General features: G+C 66.6%; 25 protein-coding genes and 1 pseudogene. 16 read left to right on the top strand and 10 right to left on the bottom strand.

Annotated elements, in window-relative coordinates; translation table 11 throughout:
* From prpC to AC1DKD_RS18105, 6 genes are all read left to right on the top strand, one after another.
* On the top strand, nt 1-1035 hold a 1035-nt coding region (prpC, locus tag AC1DKD_RS18130; protein ID WP_477115538.1), incomplete at its 5' end, for a bifunctional 2-methylcitrate synthase/citrate synthase.
* A 188-nt stretch (nt 1036-1223) separates the two neighbouring features.
* Entirely contained in the window at nt 1224-1751 is a 528-nt protein-coding gene (locus tag AC1DKD_RS18125; protein ID WP_441626784.1) for a hypothetical protein, read from the top strand.
* Between the two features lie 73 nt (nt 1752-1824).
* Nucleotides 1825-3276 carry a bifunctional 2-methylcitrate dehydratase/aconitate hydratase gene (locus AC1DKD_RS18120; protein ID WP_441626786.1) on the top strand — a complete coding sequence of 484 codons (1452 nt, stop codon included), beginning with the start codon at nt 1825-1827 and terminating at the stop codon, nt 3274-3276.
* A gap of 299 nt (nt 3277-3575) precedes the next feature.
* Nucleotides 3576-6281: an aconitate hydratase AcnA gene (acnA, locus tag AC1DKD_RS18115; protein ID WP_477143538.1), complete on the top strand. Its 2706-nt coding sequence runs from the start codon at nt 3576-3578 to the stop codon at nt 6279-6281.
* A gap of 298 nt (nt 6282-6579) precedes the next feature.
* Complete coding sequence (locus tag AC1DKD_RS18110) at nt 6580-6726, top strand: hypothetical protein (protein WP_441626790.1); 147 nt, start codon at nt 6580-6582, stop codon at nt 6724-6726.
* Nucleotides 6727-6859: 133 nt separating this feature from the next.
* Nucleotides 6860-8062 carry a DUF2863 family protein gene (locus AC1DKD_RS18105; RefSeq protein WP_045237420.1) on the top strand — a complete coding sequence of 401 codons (1203 nt, stop codon included), beginning with the start codon at nt 6860-6862 and terminating at the stop codon, nt 8060-8062.
* Between the two features lie 67 nt (nt 8063-8129).
* Here the strand turns inward: AC1DKD_RS18105 and trmB are convergent, their stop codons facing one another.
* Nucleotides 8130-8804 (bottom strand): tRNA (guanine(46)-N(7))-methyltransferase TrmB, encoded by a 675-nt coding sequence (gene trmB / locus AC1DKD_RS18100; protein WP_441626792.1) that lies wholly within the window; start codon nt 8802-8804, stop codon nt 8130-8132.
* 342 nt (nt 8805-9146) lie between these two features.
* On the opposite strand from trmB, the gene AC1DKD_RS18095 reads away from it, so the two are divergent.
* Complete coding sequence (locus AC1DKD_RS18095; RefSeq protein WP_477143539.1) at nt 9147-10733, top strand: ABC transporter substrate-binding protein; 1587 nt, start codon at nt 9147-9149, stop codon at nt 10731-10733.
* A gap of 75 nt (nt 10734-10808) precedes the next feature.
* Here AC1DKD_RS18095 and AC1DKD_RS18090 read toward each other — a convergent pair whose 3' ends face one another.
* From AC1DKD_RS18090 to AC1DKD_RS18070, 5 genes are all read right to left on the bottom strand, one after another.
* A complete protein-coding gene (locus tag AC1DKD_RS18090) occupies nt 10809-11687 on the bottom strand; it encodes a class I SAM-dependent methyltransferase (RefSeq protein ID WP_045237422.1) in 879 nt (292 codons plus the stop codon).
* A gap of 105 nt (nt 11688-11792) precedes the next feature.
* Nucleotides 11793-12548: a tetratricopeptide repeat protein gene (locus AC1DKD_RS18085; protein WP_045237423.1), complete on the bottom strand. Its 756-nt coding sequence runs from the start codon at nt 12546-12548 to the stop codon at nt 11793-11795.
* A gap of 46 nt (nt 12549-12594) precedes the next feature.
* Entirely contained in the window at nt 12595-13125 is a 531-nt protein-coding gene (locus AC1DKD_RS18080; protein ID WP_441626795.1) for a DNA-deoxyinosine glycosylase, read from the bottom strand.
* Between the two features lie 127 nt (nt 13126-13252).
* On the bottom strand, nt 13253-15166 hold the full coding sequence (htpG, locus tag AC1DKD_RS18075; RefSeq protein ID WP_441626797.1) for a molecular chaperone HtpG: 1914 nt from the start codon (nt 15164-15166) through the stop codon (nt 13253-13255).
* Between the two features lie 202 nt (nt 15167-15368).
* Nucleotides 15369-16904, bottom strand: a complete 1536-nt coding sequence (locus AC1DKD_RS18070; protein ID WP_441626799.1) for an aminotransferase-like domain-containing protein — start codon at nt 16902-16904, stop codon at nt 15369-15371.
* A gap of 84 nt (nt 16905-16988) precedes the next feature.
* Between AC1DKD_RS18070 and AC1DKD_RS18065 the strand changes: the two genes are divergently transcribed.
* The 8 genes from AC1DKD_RS18065 to AC1DKD_RS18030 all read left to right on the top strand — a co-directional run bounded on the left by AC1DKD_RS18065 (nt 16989) and on the right by AC1DKD_RS18030 (nt 23076).
* Nucleotides 16989-17672, top strand: a complete 684-nt coding sequence (locus AC1DKD_RS18065) for a VOC family protein (protein ID WP_441626801.1) — start codon at nt 16989-16991, stop codon at nt 17670-17672.
* A 57-nt stretch (nt 17673-17729) separates the two neighbouring features.
* Nucleotides 17730-18446, top strand: a complete 717-nt coding sequence (locus AC1DKD_RS18060; RefSeq protein ID WP_441626803.1) for an alanyl-tRNA editing protein — start codon at nt 17730-17732, stop codon at nt 18444-18446.
* 22 nt (nt 18447-18468) lie between these two features.
* A complete protein-coding gene (locus tag AC1DKD_RS18055) occupies nt 18469-19107 on the top strand; it encodes a LysE family translocator (RefSeq protein WP_441626805.1) in 639 nt (212 codons plus the stop codon).
* Between the two features lie 75 nt (nt 19108-19182).
* Nucleotides 19183-20121 (top strand): DMT family transporter, encoded by a 939-nt coding sequence (locus AC1DKD_RS18050; RefSeq protein WP_441626940.1) that lies wholly within the window; start codon nt 19183-19185, stop codon nt 20119-20121.
* Between the two features lie 11 nt (nt 20122-20132).
* Nucleotides 20133-20591, top strand: coding sequence for a RidA family protein (locus tag AC1DKD_RS18045; RefSeq protein ID WP_441626807.1), 459 nt, complete (start codon nt 20133-20135; stop codon nt 20589-20591).
* 87 nt (nt 20592-20678) lie between these two features.
* Nucleotides 20679-21008, top strand: coding sequence for a DHCW motif cupin fold protein (locus AC1DKD_RS18040; protein WP_441626809.1), 330 nt, complete (start codon nt 20679-20681; stop codon nt 21006-21008).
* A gap of 39 nt (nt 21009-21047) precedes the next feature.
* Nucleotides 21048-22235, top strand: coding sequence for an aminotransferase-like domain-containing protein (locus AC1DKD_RS18035; RefSeq protein ID WP_477143537.1), 1188 nt, complete (start codon nt 21048-21050; stop codon nt 22233-22235).
* Nucleotides 22236-22431: 196 nt separating this feature from the next.
* Complete coding sequence (locus tag AC1DKD_RS18030; protein WP_441626814.1) at nt 22432-23076, top strand: glutathione S-transferase family protein; 645 nt, start codon at nt 22432-22434, stop codon at nt 23074-23076.
* 52 nt (nt 23077-23128) lie between these two features.
* Here AC1DKD_RS18030 and AC1DKD_RS18025 read toward each other — a convergent pair whose 3' ends face one another.
* Nucleotides 23129-23782 (bottom strand): LysE family translocator, encoded by a 654-nt coding sequence (locus tag AC1DKD_RS18025; RefSeq protein ID WP_477104278.1) that lies wholly within the window; start codon nt 23780-23782, stop codon nt 23129-23131.
* A gap of 375 nt (nt 23783-24157) precedes the next feature.
* Here AC1DKD_RS18025 and AC1DKD_RS18020 point away from each other — a divergent pair, with 375 nt between their 5' ends.
* Entirely contained in the window at nt 24158-25834 is a 1677-nt protein-coding gene (locus AC1DKD_RS18020; RefSeq protein WP_477104279.1) for an L-lactate permease, read from the top strand.
* A gap of 93 nt (nt 25835-25927) precedes the next feature.
* Here the strand turns inward: AC1DKD_RS18020 and AC1DKD_RS18015 are convergent, their stop codons facing one another.
* From AC1DKD_RS18015 to AC1DKD_RS18005, 3 genes and pseudogenes are all read right to left on the bottom strand, one after another.
* Nucleotides 25928-26353 carry a type II toxin-antitoxin system VapC family toxin gene (locus AC1DKD_RS18015; RefSeq protein WP_441626820.1) on the bottom strand — a complete coding sequence of 142 codons (426 nt, stop codon included), beginning with the start codon at nt 26351-26353 and terminating at the stop codon, nt 25928-25930.
* Nucleotides 26347-26619, bottom strand: coding sequence for a type II toxin-antitoxin system Phd/YefM family antitoxin (locus tag AC1DKD_RS18010; protein WP_441626822.1), 273 nt, complete (start codon nt 26617-26619; stop codon nt 26347-26349). The genes AC1DKD_RS18015 and AC1DKD_RS18010 overlap by 7 nt, the downstream gene beginning before the upstream one ends.
* A 192-nt stretch (nt 26620-26811) precedes the next feature.
* Nucleotides 26812-26934 (bottom strand): annotated as a pseudogene (locus AC1DKD_RS18005) (formimidoylglutamase); the annotation flags it as partial.

The following is a 26934-nucleotide window of genomic DNA, read 5'->3' as shown; positions in this document are numbered from 1 at the left end:
GGCTACGACATCATCGACATCGCCGAGACCTGCGAGTTCGAAGAGATCGCCCACCTGCTGGTGCACGGCAAGCTCCCCACCCGCGCCGAACTCACCGCCTACAAGGCCAAGCTCAAGGCCCTGCGCGGCCTGCCCGCCAACGTCAAGGCCGCGCTCGAATGGGTGCCCGCCAGCGCCCACCCGATGGACGTGATGCGCACCGGCGTGTCCGTGCTCGGCACCGTGCTGCCGGAAAAGGACGACCACAACACCCCMGGCGCGCGCGAYATCGCCGACCGCCTGATGGCCAGCCTCGGCTCCATGCTGCTGTACTGGTACCACTACAGCCACAACGGCAAGCGCATCGAGGTCGAGACCGACGACGACTCCATCGGCGGCCACTTCCTGCACCTGCTGCACGGCCAGAAGCCGTCGGCGCAGTGGGAACGTGCGATGCACACTTCGCTCAACCTGTACGCCGAGCACGAGTTCAACGCCTCCACCTTCACCGCCCGCGTGATCGCCGGCACGGGCTCGGACATGTACTCGTCGATCAGCGGCGCCATCGGCGCGCTGCGCGGCCCCAAGCACGGCGGCGCCAACGAAGTGGCGTTCGAGATCCAGAAGCGCTACGACAGCCCCGACGAAGCCCAGGCCGACATCGTGCGCCGCGTGGAAAACAAGGAAGTGGTGATYGGTTTCGGCCACCCGGTGTACACCATCAGCGACCCGCGCAACCAGATCATCAAGGACGTGGCGCGCCGCCTGTCGAAGGACGCCGGCTCGACCAAGATGTTCGACATCGCCGAACGGCTGGAAACGACCATGYGGGACATCAAGAARATGTTCCCCAACCTGGACTGGTTCAGCGCCGTGAGCTACCACATGATGGGCGTGCCGACCGCCATGTTCACGCCGCTGTTCGTGATCTCGCGGACCTCCGGCTGGGCTGCCCACATCGTCGAGCAGCGCATCGACAACAAGATCATCCGCCCCAGCGCCAACTACACCGGGCCGGAGAACCTGAAGTTCGTGCCGATCGGCAAGCGTAAATAAGCGGAAAATCGTCCTACCATGAAGCAAAACAGGCTTGACCGGGCCCGCCGCGATGCCCAATTGTGTAACCGATGGTAGGGGTACTACGCCCTGACTTTCAAATCGTAGAGAATAGCGGCGGACATGTGTCTGTCGGCCTCAGCCGGCAATCCACCGCCTTTGACCCAACTCCAGAAGGAACCCACAGAATGAAGCATCTTGTCCTCGCCGCCTGTATCGGCGCATTCACGCTGACCACCGCCGGCGTCGCGACGGCCCAGGATCCGGCCACGAAGGCTGCTCCCGCCAAGAAGGCTCCTGCCAAGAAGGCCCCGGCCAAGAAGGCGGCAACCACGGAAACCGCAGCCGTGCCGCATGGCGAAAAATGGCAGTGCGAACTGGGCCATGTCCTGTACATCGGCGGCAATATGCAGCGTGACGAAGTCATCACCGTGAACTGGGAGGGCAAGGAATACCGCCTGCCGCGCCTGTCCACCGTGACCGGCGCCGACCGCTATTTCGACGCCCGCTCCGGCCTGGACCTGGTCGTGATCCCGAGCAAGGCCATGCTGTTCAACAAGAACGCCGGCCAGCGCCTGGCCGATGAGTGCCAGACCGCGGACATGCAGGCTGGCGGCTCGGCGCCGACCCAGGCAGGCGCACTGCGTGCCCCGGTAGCCACCCCCCTGCTGGTCGCCCCGCCGGCCCCGGCAGCCGATGCCGCGCCGAAGCCGTAACCAGGTGACATAGCCGGGCATCGCCCGGCCATGTCCATGGGCACCAGGAAGCACAAATACCCGAGGGGACCCCATGTCTGCACACGTTCCAAACGTTCGTCCGGAACCTGACAAGGTATTGGTCGACATTGTCGACTACGTCACCCGCTATCAGATCGAGAGCGCGCTTGCCTACGACACGGCCCGCAACTGCCTGATCGATACCCTCGGCTGCGGCCTGGAAGCCCTGTCATACCCGGCCTGCACCAAGCTGATGGGCCCGATCGTGCCCGGCACGATGGTCCCCAACGGCGCCAAGGTGCCCGGCACGCAATTCCAGCTCGACCCGGTCCAGGCGGCCTTCAATATCGGAGCCATGATCCGCTGGCTCGATTTCAACGACACCTGGCTGGCCGCCGAATGGGGCCATCCCTCGGACAACCTCGGCGGCATCCTCGCCACCGCCGACTGGCTCTCGCGCAACAATGTGGCCGCCGGGCGCAAGCCGCTGACCATGAGGGACGTGCTCACCGGCATGATCAAGGCCCACGAGATCCAGGGCTGCATCGCGCTGGAAAACTCCTTCAACAAGGTCGGCCTGGACCACGTGGTGCTGGTCAAGGTGGCCTCCACCGCCGTCGTCGCGCAGATGCTGGGCCTGAGCCGCGACGAGATCATCAACGCCGTGTCCCTCGCCTGGGTCGATGGCCAGTCGCTGCGCACCTACCGCCACGCCCCCAACACCGGCAGCCGCAAAAGCTGGGCCGCGGGAGACGCCACCAGCCGCGCCGTGCGCCTGGCGCTGATCGCCAGGACCGGCGAGATGGGCTATCCCTCGGTACTCAGTGCCGGGGGCTGGGGCTTCTACGACGTGCTCTTCAAGGGCCAGCCCTTCAGGTTCCAGCGCCCGTACGGCTCCTACGTGATGGAGAACGTGCTATTCAAAATATCCTTTCCCGCTGAATTCCACTCGCAGACCGCAGTGGAAGCCGCCATGACCCTGAACGGCCAGTTGGCCGCCGCGGGCAAGACGGCAGCCGACGTCGGGAAGGTCACCATCCGCACCCATGAGGCCTGCATCCGCATCATCGACAAGAAAGGCCCGCTGGCCAACCCGGCCGACCGCGATCACTGCATCCAGTACATGGTGGCCGTGCCGCTGCTGTTCGGCCGCCTGACCGCGGAGGATTATGAAGACAAGGTCGCGGCGGACCCGCGCATCGACGCGCTGCGCGACAAGATCGTGTGCGTGGAGGACCCGCAGTTCACGGCCGACTACCACGATCCGGAAAAGCGCTCGATCGCCAATGCGCTGACCGTGGAACTGAGCGACGGCACGGTGCTCCCGGAAGTGGTGGTGGAATACCCGATCGGCCACAAGCGCCGCCGCGACGATGGCATCCCGTTGCTGGTGGAAAAGTTCAAGACCAACCTGGCGCGCCGCTTCCCGGCCAGGCAGCAGCAGGCCATCCTGGCCGTGTCGCTGGACCAGGCCCGCCTGGAAGCGATGCCGGTCAACGAGTACGTCGACCTGTACGTGATCTGAGCCGCGGAAAAAAACGGATGAACCGGGCCTGGCAGGCTGACGGGGCCCGCCGGCTTGCCCTAAAATCCACGCGGCGCGTACATTGGTAATGCCACGCAGCAGCAAAGCAGATCAGCAAGAATCCATCAGCAAGAAAAGCAAGAATGCACAACGCAAGCAGCAGGCAGTAGGCATGAACAACGGCGCCGTCACGGCGCCGGGCGCCGCGAGGCAGGCTTGTTTCACCGGCCGCCGGCGGCGAAACGCAGATTTACGAGTCCACAAGCTAGTCCGCACCATCCTTCGATTGGAGTAAGGCAATGCCCCACAATCTCAATAAGACTCTGAAAGAATTCAAGACCGGCCCGTCCGGCAAGGGTCAGTTCTATTCCTTGCCGCAACTGGGCAAGGCACTCGGCGTAGCGGTCGAGCGCCTGCCGGTATCGATTCGCATCGTGCTGGAATCGGTGCTGCGCAACTGCGACGGCAAGAAGGTCACTGAAGAACACGTCAGGCAGCTTGCCAACTGGAAGCCCGTCGCCGAGCGCGTCGACGAGATCCCCTTCGTCGTGGCGCGCGTGGTGCTGCAGGATTTCACCGGCGTGCCATTGCTGGCCGACCTGGCGGCCATGCGCAACGTGGCCGAGAAGATGGGCCAGAACCCGAAGAAGATCGAGCCCCTGGTGCCGGTGGACCTGGTGGTCGACCACTCCGTGCAGATCGACCACTTCCGCGAAAAGAATGCGCTGGACCTGAACATGAAACTGGAATTCCAGCGCAATAACGAGCGCTACCAGTTCATGAAGTGGGGCATGCAGGCCTTCGACACCTTCGGTGTGGTGCAGCCGGGCTTCGGCATCGTGCACCAGGTCAACCTGGAGTACCTGGCGCGCGGCGTGCACAAGAAGGACGGCGTGTACTACCCGGACACCCTGGTCGGCACCGACAGCCACACCACCATGATCAACGGCATCGGCGTAGTGGGCTGGGGCGTGGGCGGCATCGAGGCGGAAGCCGGCATGCTGGGCCAGCCGGTCTATTTCCTGACGCCCGACGTGGTCGGCGTGGAACTGAAGGGCCGCCTGCGCGAAGGCGTGACCGCGACCGACCTGGTGCTCACCATCACCGAAATGCTGCGCCGCGAGAAAGTGGTCGGCAAGTTCGTCGAGTTCTTCGGCGAAGGCACCGCCAGCCTGGCGCTGCCTGACCGCGMCACCATCGGCAACATGGCGCCGGAATACGGCGCCACCATGGGCTTCTTCCCGGTTGACGAGAAGACCATCGACTATTTCAAGGGCACCGGCCGCACCGAAGAAGAAATCGCCGCCTTCGAAGGCTATTTCCGCGCCCAGAAGATGTTCGGCATCCCCAAGGCCGGGGAGATCGACTACACCAACGTGGTCACGCTGGACCTCGGCACCGTGGCCCCCTCGCTGGCCGGCCCGAAGCGCCCGCAGGACCGCATCGAGATCGGCAACGTCAAGTCCACCTTTGCCTCGCTGTTCGCCAAGCCGACCGCCGAGAACGGGTTCAACAAGGACATCGCCGAACTGGACAAGACCTACACCACGACGGACGGCGTCAACGTGAAGAGCGGCGATGTGCTGATCGCCGCCATCACGTCCTGCACCAATACCTCCAACCCGAGCGTGCTGCTGGCCGCTGGCCTGCTGGCCAAGAAGGCGGTGGAAGCCGGCCTCAAGGTTGCGCCGCACATCAAGACGTCGCTCGCCCCCGGCAGCCGCGTGGTCACGGAGTACCTGGAGGCCGCCGGCCTGCTGCCTTACCTGGAAAAGCTGGGTTTCGGCGTGACCGCCTACGGCTGCACCACCTGTATCGGCAACGCCGGCGACCTGACGCCGGAACTGAACGAGGCGATCACCAAGAATGACCTGATTGCGGCCGCCGTGCTGTCGGGCAACCGCAACTTCGAGGCACGCATCCACCCGAATATCCGCGCCAACTTCCTGGCCTCGCCGCCGCTGGTGGTGGCCTACGCCATCGCCGGCAACGTGACGCGCGACCTGATGACCGAGCCGGTGGGCACGGGCAAGGGCGGCCGCGAGATCTACCTTGGCGACATCTGGCCGACCTCGGAAGAAATCCATGCGCTGATGAAGTACGCCATGGACGCCAAGGTCTTCAAGGTCAACTACGAGCAGGTCAAGAAGCCGAGCAAGCTGTGGGCCAAGGTCAAGGGCACCAAGGGCCAGGTCTACGACTGGCCGAAGTCCACCTATATCGCCGAGCCGCCCTTCTTCGAAGGCTTCGGCATGGAACCGGCCGCGACCCAGACCAGCGTGCGCAATGCGCGCGCGCTCGGCGTCTTTGGCGACTCCGTGACCACCGACCACATCTCGCCGGCTGGTTCGATCAAGGAATCGTCGCCCGCGGGCAAGTACCTGCTGGCCAACGGCGTGCTCAAGGCGGACTTCAACAGCTACGGCTCGCGCCGCGGCAACCATGAGGTCATGATGCGCGGCACCTTTGCCAACGTGCGCATCAAGAACCTGATGCTGCCGGTCAAGGCCGATGGCTCGCGCGTGGAAGGCGGCGTCACGCTGCACCAGCCCACCGGCGACGAAATGTCGATCTACGACGCCGCCATGAAATACATCGCCGAAGGCACGCCCACCGTGGTGTTCGGCGGCGAAGAGTACGGCACCGGCTCGTCGCGCGACTGGGCCGCCAAGGGCACCCAGTTGCTTGGCGTGAAGGCCGTGATCACGCGCAGCTTCGAGCGCATCCACCGCTCCAACCTGGTCGGCATGGGCGTGCTGCCCCTGCAGTTCAAAGGCAGCGACAGCGTGCAGACGCTGGGCATCATCGGCAACGAGACGTTCGACATCGAAGGCATCGAAGGCGACCTGAAGCCGCAGCAGGACGTGACGCTGGTGATCAAGCGCGCCAATGGCGACGTGCAGCGCGTGCCGGTGCTGCTGCGCATCGACACCCCGATCGAAGTCGACTACTACAACCACGGCGGCATCCTGCCGTTCGTGCTGCGTCAGTTGCTGGCCGCCTGACCGGCTAGCCCGGGGCCCTCAGGGGCTTTGGGGCGACGCCGCTGGCCGTGCGCCTCTATGGAGGACATGGCCAGCGGCGTTTTTCTTTGCGGCGGCGTTTACCTGCCATAGCGCCCGGCGAGCCCGGCAGCCGGKCTAAAAGCGCAGCCACCACCGCTTGACCCAGGCTTACCCCAAGCATGCCCCCGTGTAAGTTCCACGCAAGCCTGCCCTGCCACACTCCGATGCATCAACAAGAACAAAGCATTGCGCAGGGCAGCCACGTCGGCCTGCCCGCCTCAAACGCACAGGAGACACCATGGCAAAGATTTTCATCGCATTCGTCGTCATCGCCGGCGCGGCACTCTATATGTTGTCCAAGGGCGGCGAGATTTCGATGGGCGGCGAGCAGCACGGCGTGGAAACCCACGCGCCGGAGACCCCGCAAGCGCCCGCGCAGAAGTAACAGCCCCGGCGCTTCGAGGCACCGCGCAAGCCTGTCCGGCATCACGCAGAACAGCCGCCCTGCACCTGGCGGCTTTTTTTGTCAACGCAGCGAGTAGAATACCGTTTTACCGAAAAACGGATGATTTCGACTTATGGCAGGTTTTCGCCCCAAGGCTTCCCAACGTCTTTCGCCTGACGCCGAGCGTCTGGTGGCCGATGCGCTCGCGCTCGATGCCTCGGGCAGCCGCATGGAGGATGGGTATTGGGAGCGGCGGCTCTCGCAACGCCTGGGCCGGCTCCTGAAAAACGGCAGCCAGTCCGCCCTCGACGCCGCGCTCGAACACCTGTTCAAGCACAACGCCGACGCCTCCGACGTGCTCGCCGAACAAGCCGAGACCCTGGCCGAGTCGGCCACCGTCGAAATCGACGGCGTCAGCTACGACGCCCTGCTGATCGCCGCCCCCATCCTGGCCCACACCCGCTACGCCATCCCGTCCGGCGCGCTCAAGCCCGAGCTGTCGCAGACCCTGGCGGTGCACATGCAGGCGCATGTGCTGGCGACCAATACCAAGATGGCGCTATCGCCCTACCTGTACAGCATCGACCAGTTGCCGCGCACGCACAGCGATACCTTTGCCCTGACCTACAAGCTGGTTTCGGCCGCCATGGCCGGCACCACGCCCAAGGTCGATCTGCGCGACCTGCCGGAGACCGCGCCGATCCTGGCCGATCCGCGCTACCTGCTGGCCGTGGTGGTGGCGCCGCACGAGCAGGCACTGTTCCGCTGGCAGGAGGACGCCAAGGAACACCATGCCGAGCGCACGGTGTGCCTGGAGCAATGGCGCACCCAGGTCCAGCCTTCGATCGCGCTGCTGATGCCCGGCTGCGAGTTCGAGCTGCTGCTGCCCGACGCCTTCTTCCTGTCCTGCCGCGAGTCCGACAAGAGCATCCGCCCGCTCACCGTGCGCGCCGCCGTCAACTACCTGTGCGGCACGCTGGACGTGCCCGCCGGCCAGATGGCCGCCGTGGTGGCGGCCTTCGGCGAGGAGGAAGTCGAGGAGTACCGCGTCGGCTTTACCATGCGCGGCGAGAAGGATGTGATCTACGGCATCGTCTGGCCGGTGTATGGCCGCGAGTCCGGCGAGATCGACGCCAGCGAGAAGGACAACCCGCTGGAGCAGATCTGCGAGGAACTGCGCAACGCGGGGGTCGAAGACATATTCCGTCACGCCGCGCTGTTCGACCCCGAGTATTGCGAAGACTGCGGCACGCCGCTCTACGCGGACCGCTCGGGTGAGATCGTGCACGCCGAACTGCCCGAAGACGCGCCCACGCAGCAGCCGCTGTTCCACTGAGCGTTACCCCACCCGCCTCACCGACGGCCCGCCTTGCGCGGGCCGTTTTGTTTCCCGGCTCCCGGTGTCAGGTTGCCGCGGGCTCGCTCACGCAGCGCCACAGCGCATGACCGGAGGCGGCGTACTTGCGCTCGAACGGCGTGATAGCCTCGGCCGGCCGCCAGGACTCGACCCGCGCCGGCCGGCCAACCAGCGCCAGCGCCTGGGCAAATTCATCGATATAGACCTGCCAGTTGCTGCGGCACTCCAGATAGTCTCCGCACGCAGCCAGCGCCGGGAACACCGCATGGCCCTGCCAGCGCCGCCCCAGGTGGCCGATCTTGGGCCAGGGGTTGGGATACAGCACGTAATGGCGCGCAATAGGGATGCGATCCGCCTGCAGCATCCGCCAGACATCGACCAGGTCGGCACGGGCCCAGGCGAAATTGGCCGGCATCGGCCCTTCCCACCAGTCCTTGCCGCCGGTCAGCCGTTTCTCCGACTGGTCCACGCCGATCACGAAATGACCGGGAAACGCCGTGGCCAGGCGCAAGGTGCTCTCCCCCACGCCGCAGCCTGCGTCGAGGATCAGCGGCGCGACGCCGGCCTGCTGCCATTGCTGCAGCGCAAGATCGAGCGCGCGCCGGCTGGGCTCGCCGATCGGCTTGCGAAAGGGCTCAGCCAGGTGGCGGGCGACACGCGCCGCGAGGTGGTCGTGGACATCGGCCTGGGCCGAGGTGATGGTGCGGGAGTTGGCGAACATGGGCGGGATTCTACCGGCTGCGGGCGGGCCCGGGGACAAGCAGGCGGCGCAAGCCATGGACATGTGCCACCCCTTGCTGGGAGCATAAGCATATGACGCCCGTATCGCACACCGATGTCGTTTTGGCGGCACAATGCGGGCAGCCGGGTGGAGATTCAGGCAAGCAAGCCGGAGCCGCCACCCCATCTGAGAACCCGCCGACGCCCTCCCCTCCCGAGGGCCGGCCCGTACGAGGAGCGCATCCCGATGCCCGCAACACGCCTTAGCCGCAGCCTTCCAGCCCGCACCGCGGATCGCCCTGCCGGCGCTCCGTCAAGCCCGCCTGACGTCCTTGCCGCCCTGATGCCGCGCCGCGCGATGCTGCAAGCCGGCGCCGCACTCGTGCTCGGCGGCGCCGCGCTGATGCTGCTGCCCGCCGGCGCGGCGCAGGCCGAAGACCTGCGCATCGGCCTGTCCGCCGACGTGACCTCGATGGACCCGCAGTGGAACAACGCCGGACCGAACAACGCCATCGCCCTGCRCATCTTCGAGTCGCTGGTGTTCATGGACAAGAACGCCCGCTACATCCCGGGCCTGGCGCTGTCATGGAAGCCGGTCAACGCCATCACCTGGGAAATCAAGCTGCGCCCCAACGTGAAATGGCACGACGGGACGCCGTTCACCAGCGAAGACGTCAAGGCCTCGCTGGAGCGCCCGGACAAACTCACCAATAGCCCAGGCTCCTTCACCAGCTACACCAAGCCGATCGCGCGCATCGACACGCCCGACCCGCTCACCGTGCGCCTCACCATGAGCGTGCCCAACTACGCCAACCTGGCCAACGACCTCAACAGCGTGCCGATCATGCCGAAGAAGATCGCGGCCACGCTGACCCAGGCCGATTTCGATTCGGGCAAGGCGATGATCGGCACCGGCCCCTTCAAATTCGTGCGCTTCGCGCGCGGGCAGGAAATCGTGATGGCCAGGAACCCCGACTACTGGGGTCCCAAGGTCGATTGGGATCGGGCGATCTTCCGCATCATCACCGACAACGGCGCGCGCAGCGCGGCGCTGCTGTCCGGCGACGTGGACGTGATCGAAAGCGTGCCCTCCGCCGACGTGGCCAGGCTCAGGCAGAACCCCAAGTTCCGCATCGAGCAGCAGGTCTCGTGGCGCACCATCTTCTGGCAGATGGACCAGTCGCGCGACAACCCGCCCTTCGTCACCGACAAGGCCGGCAAGCCGCTCGGCAAGAACCCGTTCAAGGACGCACGCGTGCGCGCCGCGATCAGCAAGGCGCTGAACCGCGACGCCATCGTCGACCGCATCATGGAAGGGCTGGCCGTGCCGGCCTCCTCGATCGTCTCGCCGCAGATCTTTGGCCATCCCGGCACCAAGCCCGAGGCCTATGATCCCGAAGGCRCGAAGAAGCTGCTGGCCGCGGCGGGCTATCCGGATGGCTTTGGCCTGACGCTGCACGCGACCAATAACCGCTACCTGAACGATGCCGCGGTGGCGCAGGCTACCGCCAGCATGCTGACGCGCATCGGCATTCAGACCAAGGTGGAGACACTGCCGGTGGCCGCGTACTTCACGCGCGCGCGCCAGGGAGACTTTGCGTTCGAGATGCTGGGCTGGGGGTCGGCGGCGGCCGACGTGGCGCTGCGCTCGATCACCGGGACGCCGAATCCCAAGACGGGATACGGAACGTGGAACTGGGGCAAGTACAGCAATACGCAGCTTGACCTGCTGATTGAGAAATCGCTGACCACGGTGAGCAGCGACAAGTCGCGGGAGGAAAATGCGCGGATCGCGGCCAAGTTTGCGCTGGCGGATCATGCCATTGTTCCTTCCCATAGCCAGTTGGCGATGTGGGCGATGCGCAAGGATCTGAAGTATGAAGCGCGTACCGACGAATGGTCGCTCGCCCAGTTCTTCCACAAGCAGTAAGGCAGAGCGCCGAAGCGCTCCCTGCTTGCGGCGCCGGCGGCGAGGGCCGGCGCCGCAAGCGGCAAGCCAGCCGCCTCAGATCCGCAAACCGTCCTCCTGCCGCGCATTCGCCGCCCGCAGTTTCTTCACCCAGTCGCGCGCGGGCAGGCCGGTGCTGTCCTCCACCACCTTGGCGCGCGCTTCCAGCACATCCCACGACACATCGATCGCCGGGCCGTTGAAGGCCAGGGCAATGACATTGCCGTCGTGCACCTCTGGGAACACCAGCACGCGGTTATCGAAGGCTTCGCAGATCCGCACGATGTTTTTGGGAAAGCTGTCGTGGTCGCCGAACAGGTTGATGGTCATCACGCCCGGTGCTTTCAGCACGCGGCGGCAGGCCTTGTAGAAGGCTGTCGTGTCCAGGACCGGTCCGCGCGCGGTGGCGTCGTAGAGATCGACCTGCAGGACATCGAGAGCGCCGGTGTGGGCGCCGTCCATCACGTAGTCCCAGGCATCCTGCTCACGCACGCTAAGGCGCTCGTCGTCCTCGCGCAGGCCAAACATGCTGCGCCCGGCCACGATCACGGACGGATTCAGCTCCACCGCGGTAACGCGCGCTCGGCTGAACTGGCGATGGCAGAACTTGGTCAGCGCGGCCGCGCCCAGACCCAGTTGCGCCACGTGGAAATCCGGCGCCGACGGCGACAGGAACAGCAGCCACGCCATCATTTGCTGCGCGTACTCCAGCTCGATGGCATCGGGCTTGCGCAGGCGCATCGCGCCCTGCACCCATTCGGTACCGAAATGCAGGTAGCGCACGCCTTCCATTTCGGAGAACGTCACCGGCGCGAAGCGCGGCGTCATGCGCTTTTCCTCGCGCGGCGCCGCCTGCGCGCCGTCGCGGCTGCGCGTGCCGCGTGCGGGACGGCGCGAGGCCTCGGCTTCGATCGATTTGCGTTTGAGAAGAGTCATGGTGGTCAGGAAAAAACAAGTCGATGTGACGCCCGCATAGGCGGCACGTAATACGGCGGCGGGCGATGGCCCCGCGATGCGAAGGCCCGCGCCGGTTCGTTCAGCTCACGCTTTGCCGAGCGCGCTCTGGGCGCGCCGCAGCCATTCGCTGTTGTGCTCGCGGGCGTGGCGCGGCCAGTGCTTGCCGTCGTGCACGATCTCGGCGTACAGCGCCTGGGCGCGCTCGCGGTCGGCCGGCGTGCCCTGCGCCGTCAGCCAGTCGGCGAACAGGCAGCGCGCGGCGGCGTCGCTGGCGCAGGTGAGCGCCTGCTCGAATGCRGCGCGCGTGCCCGGCGCGTTCGAGGCGGCCAGCGCGCGCGCATACAACAAGGCGGGATCGGCTTGCTGGCGGCCCTGCGGCTGGGCGGCGAACAGGCGTTCCAGCGCTGCCACGGCGGCGGCATGGCCGCCGGTGGCGAACTGCGCGCGCGCCAGGCCCAGCAGCAGCGCCGGGTCGGTGGCAAACGGGCCGCTGGCGGCGGCCTCGTAGTGTTCCAGCGCGGCCTTGGGGTCGCCGGCATCCAGCAAGGCGGCGCCCAGGCGCATGCGATGATCGACGGTGGGCGCCCGGTCAAATGCGTCGCGCGCCTCGCGCACCGCGCGGTTGGGGTCGACCAGCTGGCCGATGGCGCGCGTGGCGGCCCGCGCACCGCGCGTCTGGCGCAGTCCGGGCAGGTAGATGGCGAAGAAATACACCACGCTGCCCAGCCCCGGGAAGGCAAACAGGATCAGCAGCCAGTACATGTTCTGCTGCGTGCGCACCGCATGCACGGCAAAGAACACCGCGACGATGACGTGAAAACCAATTCCTAGGTATGGCATTGTCGGTCTACCTGCATAACGTGGGACGGTGGCGTGCCACCGTGATTCATGGCCGCGATTGTGACAGAAGCGCCCGCCACAACTCCAGCTTCTGCGCGAAGTTGCGCGCCGCATGGGCGGGGCTGGACGATGGCAGCACTACCGTCTCATAGCCGGCCGCCGCGAACTGCTGCGCGAAGCGTCCCGAGGTGCCGCCGTTGAAGCCCACCCGCCGCAACTCTGGCGCCAGTGCCATCAGCCGCACGAAGTCGTTGGCCTGCGGGTGGCGGATATTGCTGTCCAGGCTGCCCTCGCGCACGCAGGCGCCGAGCACGTCCCACACGCCGATGCGGTGGGACAGCAGCCGCACCAGCCGCTCCGCGTAGGGCAGCTCCGCCAGCGGCTCGCCGGTCAGCGCCCCCAGGAGCGGCCAGAACTGGTTGCGCGGGTGGGCGTAATACTGCCGCGCCGCCAAAGAGGCGGCGCCGGGAAAACTGCCCAGCACCAGCACGCGGGTGTGCCGGTCGATGACCGGGGGCAGGCCTTGCTGGAGATCGGGAGGGAGAACCGGGAGGGATGCGGAGGAAGGAACTTGCATGGGGGGAGTGTACCGCGCGGGAACTGGCACGCCCGGTGGCGGACAAGCGCTTGCGCGACTTGCTGCCAGCGCCCGCCCCCCCTCTCCACCGGTGCGCGGGGGAAAGGGGAGCAAACCGCCGCTTGGGTTACGCCAGCAGCTTGTTGATGCGGTGCACGTAGGCCGACGGATCCTCGAGCGTGCCGCCCTCGGCCAGCAGGGCCTGGTCGAACAGCACATGCACGCGATCGCCGAAGGCTTCGTCCCTGGGGCCAGCTTCCGCCAGCGCGCGCAGCTTGCGCACCAGCGCGTGGTCCGGGTTCAGCTCCAGGATGGGCTGGGCGTCCGGCGCCTTCTGGCCCGCCTGCTTCAGCAGGCGTTGCAGGTAGCCGCTCATGTCGCCTTCGTCCGACACCAGGCAGGACGCGGACTCGGTCAGGCGCAGCGTCACGCGAACGTCCTTGGCCTTGCCTTCCAGCACGGTCTTGGCGCGTTCCAGCACGTCCTTCCAGTCGCCTTCCGCCTTTTCCTGCTCGGCCTTTTCATCGGCATCGGCCAGCGCGCCGAGTTCCAGGTCGCCACGTGCCACCGAGACCAGTTCCTTGCCATCGAACTCGCGCAGGAAGGACAGCATCCACTCGTCCACGCGGTCGGTGAGCAGCAGCACTTCGATGCCCTTCTTGCGGAACACTTCCAGGTGCGGGCTGGACTTGGCCGCGGACCAGCTGTCGGCCGTGACATAGTAGATCTTGTCCTGGCCTTCCTTCATGCGGCTCACGTAGGCGGCGAGCGCCACGCTCTGCTCGGCGGTGTCCTGCTGCGTGGAAGCAAAGCGCAGCAGCTTGGCGATGCGCTCCAGGTTGCCGGCGTCTTCGCCCAGGCCTTCCTTGAGTGCCTGGCCGAACTGCTGCCAGAAGGTGGTGTACTTGGCGCGTTCGGCTTCGTCGTCGCTGTCGGCCAGCGTTTCCAGCATCGACAGCACGCGCTTGGTGCAGCCTTCGCGGATGGCCTTGACGTCGCGGCTTTCCTGCAGCAATTCACGCGAGACGTTGAGCGGCAGGTCGGCCGAATCCACCACGCCCTTGACGAAGCGCAGGTAGGCCGGCAGCAGCTGGTCGGCGTCGTCCATGATGAAGACGCGCTTCACATAGAGCTTGAGGCCGCCCTTGTGGTTGCGGTCCCACAGGTCGAACGGCGCGCGCGCCGGCACGTACAGCAACTGCGTGTACTCGCTGCGGCCTTCGACGCGGTTGTGGGTGTAGGCCAGCGGCGCTTCGTTGTCGTGCGCGATGTGCTGGTAGAAGGTGGTGTACTGCTCTTCGGTGATGTCCGACTTGGAGCGGGTCCACAGCGCGCTTGCCTGGTTCACGCTTTCCCACTCGCCGGTGGCTTTGTAGGCGCTGGCCTCGGCATCCCACACTTCCTTGGGCATGCGGATCGGCAGCGAGATATGGTCGGAGTACTTCTGGATGATGCCCTTGAGCTTCCAGGCCGAGAGGAAATCGGCCTCGCCTTCGCGCAGGTGCAGCGTGATGGTGGAACCGCGCTCGGCGCGGTCGATGGCGTCCACGCTGAACTCGCCGTCGCCGGCGCTTTCCCAGCGTACGGCTTCGCTCGCGGGCAGGCCGGCGCGGCGGGTCTCCACCGTCACCTTGTCGGCCACGATAAAGGCCGAGTAGAAACCCACGCCGAACTGGCCGATCAGGGCGGCGTCCTTTTGCTGGTCGCCGGAGAGTTGCTGGAAGAATTCCTTGGTGCCCGAACGGGCGATGGTGCCGAGGTTGCGGATCGCCTCATCGCGGCTCATGCCGATACCGTTGTCGGTGATCTTCAGCGTGCGCGCCGCGGGATCGGCCTCGATGCGGATCGCCAGGTCGGCATCGTTCTCGAGCAGGGCCGGGTTGGCAATCGCCTCGAAGCGCAGCTTGTCGGTGGCGTCGGAAGCATTCGAAACCAGCTCGCGCAGGAAAATTTCCTTGTTGCTGTACAGCGAGTGGATCATCAGGTGCAGCAGTTGCTTCACTTCCGCCTGGAAGCTCATCGTCTCGTGCGGTGCGGTCATGGTTCTCCTCTTCAAACTTGGCTAACTTGGGAATCTGGGTCATGTGGCGGACCGGACCCGAAAGCTACCGGGTCCGGTCCGCGCGAACTTCTGGCAACGCCGGGCCGCCCCCTCCTGGTGCCGGCCCGGCATTACGCCAATGTCCGCAAACATAGGGGCGGCGGCGCCGTTTTCAAGATGCGGCGCGCAGGCGGCTGCGCCGCTAGCGCCGGTCCAGCTGGCGCGCCAGGAAGGCCAGCATATCGGGATCCTGGCTGCTGGCCACGTTGAAGCGCATCCAGCCCGAAGGCATCTGGGAGGGCGAAAACAGGCTGCCCGGCGCGAACAGGTAGCCTTCTTCGTGGCCGGCGGTGGCGATGGCGTTGGTGTCCCGCCCGGTGTCCGCCCACAGGTACATGCCGGCATGCTGCCCGGGAAACAGCGTCAAGCCTAGCCGTTCGATGGTACGGCGGGTGTCGTCGCGGGCGCGGTCGAGCCGGTTGCGCACCCGCTCCACATGCTTGCGGTAGTGGCCTTCCGTCAGCACCTTATAGAGCACTCGCTCGTTGATCTCCGGCGAGGCCAGCCCCGCCAGCAGCTTGCTGTCGGTCAGGCTGGCGGCCAGTTCGGAGTGCGCCGCGATAAAACCCACCCGCAGGTTGGCGGCCAGCGTCTTGGAGAAGCTGCCCAGGTAGATCACGCGGCGCAACTGGTCCAGGCTGGCCAGCCGGGTGGCGGCGTGGCCGGGCGGGCACAGGTCGCAATAGATGTCGTCCTCGACGATCAGCAGGTCATACTGCTCGGCCAGCCGCAGCAGCTGGAAGGCCTTGGCGGCCGACAGCGAGGTGCCGGTCGGGTTGTGCAGTACCGAGTTGATCACCATCAGGCGCGGCCGGCGCGCCTGCAGGATGCGCTCCAGTGCTTCCAGGTCGGGGCCTTCGGCGGTGTAGGGCATGCCGATCAGCTGGGCGCCCTGGGCGGCAAAGCGGCCGAACATGACGAACCAGGCCGGATCACCCACCAGTACGGCGTCGCCCGGACGCAGGTAGAGCCGGGCGATCAGGTCGAGTGCCTGGGTGATGCCGGAGGTCAGCACGATCTGGTCCGGGGTGGCGCCGATCTCCAGCTCGGCCAGGCGGTTGCGCAGTTGCTGGCGCAGGGGCAGGAAGCCCTGCGGCGTGCCGCTGGCCAGGAAATGGCTGCCCGGCTGGCGGCCCAGGCCGCGCAGCGCGCTGGCGATCAGCTCGCCGTCCAGCCAGTCGTTGGGCAGGAAGCCCATCCCCGGGGACTTATGCGGCTCGGTGGAGTGGAACATGCTGCGCAGCAGCCAGGTCACGTCGATATTGCGCGCGCCGGTAGCCACGGGCGCTACCGCCGCCACCTGCGGCGTGCGCTCGCGCACATAGAAGCCCGAGCCGCGACGCGATTCCAGGTAGCCCAGCGCCACCAGCCGCTCGTAGGCCTCGACCACGGTGAAGCGCGAGATGCCCTTTTCCTGCGCGAGCTGGCGGATCGAAGGCATCCGCATGCCGGCGCGGAACACCCGCTCGTCGATACGCATCCGCGCCCATTCGGTCAGTTGTTCCACCAGCGTCATCTGCACCGAGGGCACCGGGTCGGGCATGCGTTCGGTGGGGGGCGGCAGCACCAGGCGCAATGACCGCGCCTGTTCGCCGGCGCCGGAGACCGCGCCGTCGCGCTTGCCTGCCCCGGCTCCTTTATCCTTGTGCCCTGGCGCAATCGGGTCCCTGCTGTTCATGCCTTGCTCCCGCCACTGTACTGAGAATGTTCTGCATAACTGTATCGGTACTGTACCGACAACCTTGTCTACCATCAACACACCATGACAATTGCCCTCGACCATCTCGTGATCGCCGCTCCCACGCTTGCCGAGGGGGCGCAGCACGTCGCCGATGCGCTTGGCGTGACGCCCCAGCCGGGCGGCGCCCATCCGGGCATGGGCACGCACAATGGTCTGCTCGGCCTGTTCGGCGGGGCCTACATCGAGGTGATCGCCATCGATCCCGAGGCGCCGCCCCCCGCCCGGCCACGCTGGTTTGGCCTGGACACCGAGGCGGTACAGGCGCGGCTGCGCTATGGCCCCTTCCTGCTGCACTGGGCGGCGCGTGTGGAGCGGCCAACCGACCTGTCCCTGTGGCAAGCGCAGTACCCCGGGCGCATCCCGCCGGTCATCCCGATGACCCGTGGCGACCTGCGCTGGCGTATCACCGTGCCCGAGGACGGCAGCCTGCCGTCGTGGCCGGCTGACGATGGGGATGGCGCGTCGATCCAGGGCGCAGGCATCCTCCCCACGCTGATCCAGTGGGATGTGCCGACCCATCCCTCGTCCCGGCTGCCGAACCAGGGCCTGGCGCTGCGCGCGCTGCGCGGCCGGCATCCGCAGGCGGCCCGGCTTGCCGAGGCCATGCAATGGCTGGGCGGCGGCCCGATCGCCCTGGAGGCGTCAACCGTCGCGGAGCTGACCGCGGAGATAGAAACGCCAGACGGCGTGCGCACGCTGCGCTGAACCAGGCGCAAAGCAATAAACACAACAACCACAACAACAATGAAGGAGGCCCGACCGATGTCCGCCACCCGCAAACGCTTCGACGACGACGCTTATCTCGGCAGCTGCACCGCCACCGTGGTGGCCGTGCACGCTGACGGCATCGAACTCGACCAGACCGTGTGCTACGCACGCAGCGGCGGCCAGGCGGGGGATACCGGCACGCTCAGGCTGGCCAACGGCGCCACCATTGCCCTGCTGGAAACGGTGTACACCCCGGACCGCAGCCATATCCTGCACGTGCCCGAGCCCGGCGCCGCGCTGCCGGAGCCGGGCGACATCGTCGCCGTCACCATCGACTGGGAGCGCCGTCACCGGCTGATGCGGCTGCATACCTGCCTGCACCTGCTGGGTTCGCTGATCCCGGTGCCGGTGACCGGCTGCGGCATCTCGCCCGACTCGGCGCGCATTGATTTCGACCTGCCGGAGTCCACGCTCGACAAAGCCGTGCTCACCGAACAGCTCAACGCGCTGATCGGCACCGACAGCCAGGTCGGTATCGAACGCATCACGCCCGAGGAGCTGGCCGCGCAACCGGAACTGGTACGCACCGTGGGCGCCGCGCCACCGGCCGGCAGCGACGCGATCCGCATCATCGACATCCCCGGCGTGGACCGCCAGCCCTGCGGTGGCACCCATGTGGCGGCTACCGGCGAGATCGGCGCGGTGGTGGTGACCAAGATCGAGAAGAAGAGCCGCACCAACCGCCGTGTGGTCGTGCAGTTCGCGGCGTGACAAGGGCACGACGACCATGATCATGGACCCTGCCCTGCTGACCGGGTTGTCGGCGGCCCAGTTCGCCGCGCTGCTGTCGCTGATGACGGTGGGCTTGTTCACGCCGGGCCCCAACACCACCATCGCCGCCGTCACTGGCGCCAACTTCGGCTTGCGCGCCACGCTGCCCCACTGCGTGGGCGTGGCGTTCGGCTTCGCCAGCATCCTGGCGCTGTGCGCGGCCGGCGTGGGCGCGCTGATCCTGGCCAGCCCGGCGCTGGCGCTGCTGGTGCGCGCGGCCGGCGTGCTCTACCTGTTATGGCTGGCGCTCAAGCTGGCGCGCAGCACCGTGCTGTCGGACAAGCAGGTACTGCGCCCGCTGTCGGTGTGGCAATCGGCAGCGCTGCAATACGCCAATATCAAGGCGTGGATGCTGGCGCTGGCGACGGCCGCGTCGTACATGGCCGACGCCCAGTCGCCGCTGCACCGGGCCTTCCTGGTGTGCACCGTGTTCGGCGTGCTTGGCTTCGTCAGCAATGGCCTGTACGGCGTGCTCGGCGCCTCGCTGCGGCAATGGCTGCAGGCGGGCCATCGTATCCGCTGGTTCAACCGCGGCATGGGCCTGGCCCTCGCACTGACCGCGCTGTGGATCGCGCTTGCCAGCCTGCCCACCCTTCACTGAGCATCCAAGATGGCCGCCGGACCCGCCTCCCTCCCCAACGTCAACAACGCCCCCGGCGCCACGCATAGCGGCGGCATGCTGCTCGGCTTTACCGGCGTGGCCATATTCAGCCAGACCTTGCCCTTCACCCGCATGGCGGTGGCCGAACTGGACGCCACCTTCGTGGCGCTCGGCCGCGCGGTGGTGGCGGCATTGCTGGCGCTGGTGCTGCTATGGCAGCGCGGTGCCTTCGCGCGCATGCGCCGGCCCCAGGGCGGCCAGTGGTGGCGCCTGGCGGTGACGGCGCTGGGCGTGGTGGTGGGCTTTCCGCTGTTTTCCTCGCTGGCCATGCGCGAAGTGCCGGCCGGCCATGGCGCCATCATCACCGGCCTGCTGCCGCTGGCCACCGCGGTCTTTGCCGCCTGGTTCGGGGGCGAGCGGCCCTCGCCCGCGTTCTGGCTGTCGGCCGCTGTCGGCAGCGCGCTGGTGATCGCCTTCGCGCTCTGGCAGGGCGCGGGCGGGCTGCAGCACGCCGACTGGCTGCTGTTCGCGGCCATGGTGCTGGGCGCGCTGGGCTACGCCGAAGGCGGCAAGCTGTCACGCGAACTCGGCGGGCTGGAAACCATCAGCTGGGCGCTGGTGGTGGCGCTGCCCCTGCTGCTGCCGGTGGTGGCCTGGCTGGGGCTGCAACATCCCGATCAGATCGCCGCTGCCTCGCCGCGCGCGTGGCTCGGCATGGGCTACGTGTCCGTGTTCTCGATGTTCATCGGCTTCCTGTTCTGGTACGCCGGGCTCGCAAAAGGCGGTGTGGCGCGCGTGGGCCAGATACAATTGCTGCAGCCGTTCCTCACGCTGGCGGGCGGCGCCCTGATGCTGGCCGAGCCGCTCGATGCCGCCACCCTCGCTTTTGCGGTGGCGGTGATCGCCGTGGTGGCCCTGGGCCGCCGGACTGCGGTGCGCAGCGCCCCCGCGGGCCCTGTGCCCGCACCCGCCGTCGAAGAACCCCACCCCATTCCAACGGGACGATCCCACTGACTGGAGACCCTATGTCCGTCTACAACACTCTTGCCCGCCTCGGCATCGAACTGCCCACCGCCGGCGCCCCGGCCGCCGCCTACGTGATGGCCGCGCAAACCGGCAACACCGTGTTCCTTTCAGGCCACATCGCCCGCAAGGACGGCAAGCCCTGGGCAGGCAAGCTGGGCAAGGACCTGGGCACCGAAGACGGCAAGGCCGCCGCGCGCTCGATCGCCGTGGACCTGCTGGCCACGCTGCACACCCACCTGGGCGGCGACCTGAACCGTGTCACCCGCATCGTCAAGGTGATGAGCCTGGTCAACTCCACGCAGGAGTTCACCGAGCAGCACCTGGTGACCAACGGCGCCTCGGAGCTGCTGGCGGAAATCTTTGGCGACGCCGGCAAGCATGCCCGCAGCGCCTTCGGCGTGGCGCAGATCCCGCTGGGCGCCTGCGTCGAGATCGAGATGATCGTTGAAGTGAAGTAAGAGGGCTTGATCCGGGAGGCAGGATGCACCCGTGCCGGTGCGTCCCGCCCCCCATCCCCGAACAGCAAGAGGAATCCTGTCCCACACATGCGCATCGACAACCTGCCCTTCGGCACCACCGACTGGTCCGAGATCACCCCGACCCGCCATCCCGGCGACACCGGGGAAGCCCTCTGGCGCACCCGCCAGTTCGGCGATATCCGCGTTCGCATGGTGGAGTATTCCGCCGGGTACCTCGCCGATCACTGGTGCACCAAAGGGCACATCCTGTTTGTGCTGGAAGGCGAGCTGCATACCGAGCTGGAAGACGGCCGGCATTTCGTGCTCGCCGCGGGCACGAGCTACCAGGTTGCCGACCACGCCGAACCGCACCGTTCGTCCACCCCGACCGGCGCCCGGCTTTTTATCGTTGACTGAGTCGATCCCGTTCGACTCCCCACATACCAAGAGAACATCATGAACTGGGCCATCTCCCGCCGGGCGCAACAGCTGACCAGCTCGGCTATCCGCGAAATCCTGAAAGTCACCGAGCGTCCGGAAGTCATTTCCTTCGCTGGTGGCCTGCCCTCCCCGGCCACATTCCCGGTAGCGGCCATGGAACAGGCGGTGGCCCGGATCTTCGCCGACAATCCGCAGGCAGCGCTGCAATACGCCGCGACCGAAGGCTACATGCCGCTGCGCGAATTCATTGCCAAGCGTCATAACGTGGACGTGGAGCGCGTGCTGATCACCACCGGCTCGCAACAGGCGCTGGACCTGATCGCCAAGGTGATGATCGATCCGGRCAGCCCGGTGCTGGTGGAAACGCCCAGCTACCTCGGCGCGCTGCAGGCCTTCTCGCTGTTCGAGCCGGAATTCGTCTCGGTGCCGGGCGACGACAAGAGCCTGCTGCCCGAAGCCCTCACGCCCGAGCTGACCGCCGGCGCGCGCTTCCTCTACGCCCTGCCCAACTTCCAGAATCCCACCGGACGGCGCATGCCGCTGGAACGCCGCCAGGCGCTGGTGGCGCGCGCGCGCGAACTTGGCGTGCTGCTGGTCGAGGACGATCCCTACGGTGAACTGAGCTACCACGGCGACCAGTTGCCCAGCCTGCTGTCGATGAATCCCGACGGCGTGATCTACATGGGCTCGTTCTCCAAGATCCTCGCACCCGGCCTGCGCCTGGGCTTCGTGATCGCCCCGCCCGAGCTGCACTTCAAGCTGTGCCAGGCCAAGCAGGCATCGGACCTGCACACGCCCAGCTTCACCCAGCGCCTGGCTTACGAGGTGGTGCGCGACGGCCTGCTGGACACGCACATCCCGACCATCCGCACGCTCTACGCCGCGCAGTGCCAGGCCATGCTGGATTCGCTTGGGCGCCACATGCCCGAAGGCGTGACCTGGAACGCGCCGGAGGGCGGCATGTTCATCTGGATGGAGCTGCCCGAAGGGCTGGACAGCATGGAGATCCTGCAGGAAGCGGTCAAGCGCAACGTGGCCTATGTGCCGGGCGCGCCGTTCTACGCCAGCAACCCGCGCCGCAACGCGCTGCGGCTGGCTTTCGTCACGGTGGCGCCGGAGCGCATCGAACAGGGCGTGGCCATCCTCGGCACGCTGTTCCGCGAAGCCATCGCCAAGCACGCGCCGCAGGCCAAGGCAGCCTGAGGCATCGCGCAGGCAACGCCTGCGCGAACCGGGCCAGTCTGACGGCCGGCCCGGCTGCCGTGCCGATACAACGCATACATCTCCCGGCTGATTCCTCGGCGGCGGGCTTCATGGCAAGATAACAACATCACCCGTCAGCCCGGGCCCTGCGCCACATAGCGCATGGAGCGGCCCAAGCCATCAGGAGAAGATTGTCGTGCTGCGTATCTGGGGTCGGCTCTCATCGATCAATGTGCAGAAAGTTGTCTGGTGCGCGCGCGAGCTGCACCTGGACCACGAACGCATCGACATCGGCGTCAGCGAGGGCGACCTCGATACCGAAGCCTATGTCCGGCTCAACCCCGACCGCAGCATTCCGGTGATCGAGGATTTCCGCGGCACCGACGTCGGCGGCGAGCCTTTTGTGCTGTGGGAGTCCAACGCCATCGTGCGCTATCTTTGCGCGCATGATGGCGAGGACACTCTGTGGCCCGGCAACGTCAAGGCGCGCGCGCTGGCTGACCGCTGGATGGACTGGCAGACCAACGCCTTCAGTCCCGCCATGGTCGACGCGTTTCGCCAGCTGGTACGGGTGCCCGCCGGACAGCGCGACCCCGACCTGATCGCCCGCTCCCTGGAACGCACCGAACCGCTGGCGGCCCGGCTCGACGAAGCCCTGGCCCAGCGCGAGTTCATCTGCGGCGACCGCTTCACCATGGCCGACATCCCGCTGGCCTGCGCCGCGCACCGCTGGCTGGGCCTGCCGGTGACGCACCAGCCCCGTGCGCATCTCGAACGCTGGCTTGCCGCGATGCGCGCCCGGCCGGCCGCCACGGGGATCCTGGCGCTGCCGCTCACCTGAAACGCAGCCCGCCCATCCTCCCCGCCTCAACGGCCAACGTACCTGCCGGCGGCTACTTGCTGTTGCGTCCGCCCGACACTGCCGCGAGCACGCCCAGACCGATCAATGCGCCGGCGGTCAGGTAACGGCCTGCGGACTGCACGCCTCTTGCACGGGACAGATACGGCAACACGGCCGCCGCAGCCAGCACATAGCAGCAATCGGTGATGGAGGCGACCAGCACGAAGATGCCGCCAAGGGCAATGCTCTGTGGCAGCGCCGAGATGGCCGGATCCATGAATTGCGGCAGGAAGGCTGCGAAGAACAAGGTGGTCTTGGGGTTGAACAAGGCCACGACGAAGCCATCGCGAAACACGCGCCGCAGGCCGGCGCCTCCGGCTTCCGGCCCTGCTTCGCCGGCGGCCGCCGGACGCGCACGCAGTGCGCGCAGCCCGAGATACACGAGGTAGGCAGCGCCTGCATACTTGATCACGGCAAAAGCCAGCGCCGACACCGCGAACAGCGCCGCCAGCCCCAGCGCGGCCGCCAGTACATTGACCAGATTGCCCAGCACTACTGCCACCACCGAAGCCAGGCCGGCAAGCCGGCCCTGCCCAAGGGTGCGCGCCACGATGTAGATCACGGCGGGCCCCGGCGTCACCGCGAGCAACAGGCTGGACAACAGGAAAGCGGCCAGCATGGGACCGCCGGGAATGATGTGATGCATGACGAGACTCCCCCGCAAGTTCGAACGCCGCCCTGTCATGCCGGTCCGCCCAGCCTCCGCGAGCGCCAGGGCACGAAAGACAACCAGTGCATTCTGCCACCACGGGCCTGGCCAGCATACATTTGCGTATCGAGTGGTTTGGAGTACTCTGCCAATGGCACAGAGAGTGCACCAGCCTGCCCCCAGGCAAACCCTGATCCCTGAATCCGGCTCACGACGATGGTGATTCAATTTAGGGCGTCGTGGCGGGAACCCATCCTTAAAATCGCGAAGTCTGTCGGACGCGTGGCTGGCATGGCACGTCGGAACAAGAGCCAAAACGGCAGGCCGGTGCAATCAGAAAAGAACCTGCCGCCCAACCCGAGGAGATTCATCGTGTGGAGTCAAGTCTATGACCCGCTAGGCAGCATGGCGTTATCAACGCTAGCTGCCGGCATTCCTGTCGCCGTACTGCTGGCTTCGCTGGCATTCTTCCATATGCAGGCCCACTTGGCCGCCGGCCTGGCGCTGGTGGTGGGCGTGGTCATCGCTGCCGCCGTATTCGGCATGCCTGCCGAGATGGCGGGCAAGGCCGCCGGCCTGGGCATCGTGTCGGGACTGTTCCCGATCGGCTGGATCGTGCTGAACATCATCTTCCTGCACCGGCTGACCACCCTGAACGGCTCCTTCAAGGTGCTGCAGAACTCGATCTCGGGCATCACCGAAGACCGCCGCCTGCAACTGCTGCTGGTGGCGTTCAGCTTCGGCGCCTTCTTCGAGGGCGCGGCCGGCTTCGGTACGCCGGTGGCGGTCACGGGTGCGATCCTGATCGGGCTTGGCTTTTCGCCGCTGGCCGCCTCCGGCCTGGCGCTGATCGCCAATACCGCGCCGGTGGCATACGGCGCGCTGGGCGCACCGCTGATCGGGCTGGCCTCGGTCACCGGCCTCGACCTGCTGCACCTCTCGGCCATGGTCGGCCGCCAGTTGCCGTTCTTCTCGGTGCTGGTGCCGTTCTGGCTGATCTGGGCGTTCGCGGGCTTCCGCGGCATGCTGGCGATCTGGCCAGCAATCCTGGTCGCCGGCGTGACCTTCGCCGTGCCGCAGTTCCTGGTCTCCAACTACCACGGCCCCTGGCTGGTCGACGTGATCGCCGCGCTGGTCTCGATGGGCTGCCTCACGCTGTTCCTGAAAGTGTGGAAGCCCAAGGAAATCTGGACCTCCACCAAGATCCTGGGCCGCCACGATGACTCCAAGGTCGACGACCCTGCGGCCGTGGCCGCCGAAGCACGCGCCAGCGCCGCCTCCGCCAGCATCTCGGTGGTCAAGGCCTGGATGCCGTGGGTGATCCTGACGGTCTTCGTCTTCGTCTGGGGCATTCCGGAATTCAAGAAGCTGATGGATGGCCTGTGGCAATTCAAGTTTCCGATTCCCGGACTCGACAAGGCCGTGCTCAAGGTGCCGCCGGTGGTGCCCAAGGCCATCGCCGAAGGCGCGGTGTTCAACTTCAACGTGCTGTCGATGGCGGGCACCGGCATCCTGGCCTCGGCCTTGCTGGGCGGCTTGCTGATGGGTTACTCGGTACCGCGCCTCGTCAGGGAATACTGGGAAACCATCAAGCTGGTGAAATATTCGCTGCTGACCATCTGCGCCATGTTCGGCATTGGCTACCTGACCCGCTACTCGGGCCTGGACGCCACCATGGGACTGGCGTTTGCCCACACCGGCGTGTTCTACCCGCTGTTCGGCACCATGCTGGGCTGGCTGGGCGTGGCGCTGACCGGTTCCGACACCGCCTCCAACGTGCTGTTTGGCGGCTTGCAAAAGACCACGGCCGAGCAACTCGGGCTGTCGCCGATCCTGATGGCATCGGCCAACAGCTCCGGCGGCGTGATGGGCAAGATGATCGACGCGCAGTCCATCGTGGTGGCATCGACCGCCACCAAGTGGTATGGCCACGAGGGCGACATCCTGCGCTATGTGTTCTTCCACTCGGTAGCGCTGGCGGTTTTGGTCGGACTGTTCATCACGCTGCAGGCGTACGTGCACCCGTTCACGCAGATGGTGATTCACTGAGTGGGCAAACCAGCGGCCATGAAAGAGGCCCCGCCCGTGCATGGGCGGGGCCAGACCGAAGGAGAAACGGGAGCCGGGTGCCGGAAGCCGCGCTCAGCCCCCGAACCAGTTGGCCAGCCGCAAGCCCGCCAGCCCGGCAAAATCCCTGGTATTGCGCGTCACCAGCGTCAGGCCGTGCGCCATCGCGACGGATGCGATCTGTCCGTCCACAAAGGGCAGGCTCAGCCCAGCCCGCTCCCGCGAATTGCGTAGCTCGGCATGGATCCGTGCCGCGGCGCTGTCATAGGGCAAGACCGGCAAGCTGCCCGCCACTGCCTGCACGAAACGGCCAACTGCGTCCTTGCGCTGGCCATCCGGCATACGCAGCCAGCCATAACGTAGTTCATGCCAAACCGTCGCCGGAATAGCCAGTTCGCCATCGAATCGGGCCAGATTCGCCATTACCCCTGCATCCGGCCTTGGCCGCATTGTCTCCGAGACAATGTTGGTGTCCAGCAGCCAACTCACGGCGCTCACCATGTGAAATCACGCCCGTCGCCGGGTTGACGCACATGCTCGAATGGGTCTGCCTCGTCTTCCGTTTGCACGTGCTCGCTGCGCCATTCGCTCAAACGCCCAAAGAATCCAGACGGGGAACCGACAAGCAGCCGGTATTGCGACCACGACATCAAAACGGCAGCCGGCTGACCGCGCCGGGAGATCAGGAGCGGTTCCTGCCCACTTTCCGCGTCCCGAAGCACATCAGCGAGATGCGCTCGTGCCTCCGAGAATGGAATGGTTTGCATAGCGTTGCCCCTTACTTGAAATGTACAATTCAATTGTACAAGAGCAAGCCACCGAGCGTCGGCTTACGGCTCGAATCGGCAACTGGTCACTCGTGAGCGCTGGCCGCCGCACGCCAGCCGTTGAAACTCGAAGAAAAAACCCGCCACTGCCGGCGGGTTTTTCTCTAGCTGCGCGCGCCGTGTTTGCGACGCTCAGGCCATCAGCCGGTAGGCCAGCCGCGCCGCTGCACGCGCCCCGCAGCCATCGCGATCGTAGAGCGGATTGAACTCCGCCAGGTCCGCCACGCGCAGCTTGCCGCTGGCGCGCACCAGCAT

Source organism: Cupriavidus sp. 05T313 (genome assembly GCF_056396665.1).
The sequence above is the reverse complement of the archived record's forward strand: the minus strand, read 5'-3'. Positions and strand labels throughout refer to the sequence as shown.

Bases quoted from the DNA above. Each gene is read 5' to 3' on its own strand.
- AC1DKD_RS18125 (WP_441626784.1), top strand. From the start codon at position 1,224: ATGAAGCATCTTGTCCTCGCCGCCTGTATCGGCGCATTCACGCTGACC.
- AC1DKD_RS18120 (WP_441626786.1), top strand. From the start codon at position 1,825: ATGTCTGCACACGTTCCAAACGTTCGTCCGGAACCTGACAAGGTATTG.
- AC1DKD_RS18110 (WP_441626790.1), top strand. From the start codon at position 6,580: ATGGCAAAGATTTTCATCGCATTCGTCGTCATCGCCGGCGCGGCACTC.
- AC1DKD_RS18105 (WP_045237420.1), top strand. From the start codon at position 6,860: ATGGCAGGTTTTCGCCCCAAGGCTTCCCAACGTCTTTCGCCTGACGCC.
- trmB (WP_441626792.1), bottom strand. From the start codon at position 8,804: ATGTTCGCCAACTCCCGCACCATCACCTCGGCCCAGGCCGATGTCCAC.
- AC1DKD_RS18090 (WP_045237422.1), bottom strand. From the start codon at position 11,687: ATGACTCTTCTCAAACGCAAATCGATCGAAGCCGAGGCCTCGCGCCGT.
- AC1DKD_RS18080 (WP_441626795.1), bottom strand. From the start codon at position 13,125: ATGCAAGTTCCTTCCTCCGCATCCCTCCCGGTTCTCCCTCCCGATCTC.
- htpG (WP_441626797.1), bottom strand. From the start codon at position 15,166: ATGACCGCACCGCACGAGACGATGAGCTTCCAGGCGGAAGTGAAGCAA.
- AC1DKD_RS18070 (WP_441626799.1), bottom strand. From the start codon at position 16,904: ATGAACAGCAGGGACCCGATTGCGCCAGGGCACAAGGATAAAGGAGCC.
- AC1DKD_RS18065 (WP_441626801.1), top strand. From the start codon at position 16,989: ATGACAATTGCCCTCGACCATCTCGTGATCGCCGCTCCCACGCTTGCC.
- AC1DKD_RS18060 (WP_441626803.1), top strand. From the start codon at position 17,730: ATGTCCGCCACCCGCAAACGCTTCGACGACGACGCTTATCTCGGCAGC.
- AC1DKD_RS18055 (WP_441626805.1), top strand. From the start codon at position 18,469: ATGGACCCTGCCCTGCTGACCGGGTTGTCGGCGGCCCAGTTCGCCGCG.
- AC1DKD_RS18050 (WP_441626940.1), top strand. From the start codon at position 19,183: ATGCTGCTCGGCTTTACCGGCGTGGCCATATTCAGCCAGACCTTGCCC.
- AC1DKD_RS18045 (WP_441626807.1), top strand. From the start codon at position 20,133: ATGTCCGTCTACAACACTCTTGCCCGCCTCGGCATCGAACTGCCCACC.
- AC1DKD_RS18040 (WP_441626809.1), top strand. From the start codon at position 20,679: ATGCGCATCGACAACCTGCCCTTCGGCACCACCGACTGGTCCGAGATC.
- AC1DKD_RS18025 (WP_477104278.1), bottom strand. From the start codon at position 23,782: ATGCATCACATCATTCCCGGCGGTCCCATGCTGGCCGCTTTCCTGTTG.
- AC1DKD_RS18015 (WP_441626820.1), bottom strand. From the start codon at position 26,353: ATGGTGAGCGCCGTGAGTTGGCTGCTGGACACCAACATTGTCTCGGAG.
- AC1DKD_RS18010 (WP_441626822.1), bottom strand. From the start codon at position 26,619: ATGCAAACCATTCCATTCTCGGAGGCACGAGCGCATCTCGCTGATGTG.